Annotated in this window: 1 protein-coding gene; it reads right to left on the reverse strand. The window is 32.3% G+C overall.

Going from position 1 to position 613, the window contains the following annotated elements:
• The coding region (locus ADH52_RS03315) for a hypothetical protein (protein WP_049510076.1) at positions 1–350 on the reverse strand (350 nt) is incomplete at its 3' end.
• Positions 351–613 lie beyond the last annotated feature (263 nt).

Below are 613 nucleotides of genomic sequence, written 5' to 3' on the forward strand. Positions count from 1 at the left end.
TTTGCCCATTCTAATTTGTTTATCTGCTTGAATCCCAACTCATCCTTTATTTGATTTTGGTTGACGCTTGGTATTATTTCAAACCAATCTTTCTCAATATTCCTTCGAATCATTCCACTACTAACATAAAAAGAATGCCCCTTATATTGAATTTCATAATGAATACTGTATAGATAGTCTAGCTCCTCCATCTTGACTTTTTTGACAAAATAATCTTTAAACACTCGACCACTTATTTTAGAAACATATGCTTCAAAGCCTTCATCTTGAGATTTGCTATGTAATGTAATTTTGCTTTCACTAGCAAATTGTTCAGCTGAATATCTAATGCCTTTATATATTGCGTACATATTTTCTCCTCTAAGAGTTTCAGTCTACAACCAACCCTTTGCTTTTAAAAACTTATCGAGAATGCGAGACTCAACTTCAATCATGAGTTCTTTCAAGTATTTGTCCCAGTCTCTAATCTCACTATAAAAAGTTGGCTTATCCCCTTTGTTCAATAGAATTTAAAAAGTTATCAATGGCTTGGCCTTCTAAACTTTTTACTTTAACTCCCTGATCTTTAAAGATTCCTAAAGGTGTTTCGACTATTTTTAAGACTTCAATGTCT

It is taken from the genome of Streptococcus pseudopneumoniae, assembly GCF_001072665.1.
In the GTDB taxonomy this organism is placed as follows: domain Bacteria; phylum Bacillota; class Bacilli; order Lactobacillales; family Streptococcaceae; genus Streptococcus; species Streptococcus pseudopneumoniae_S.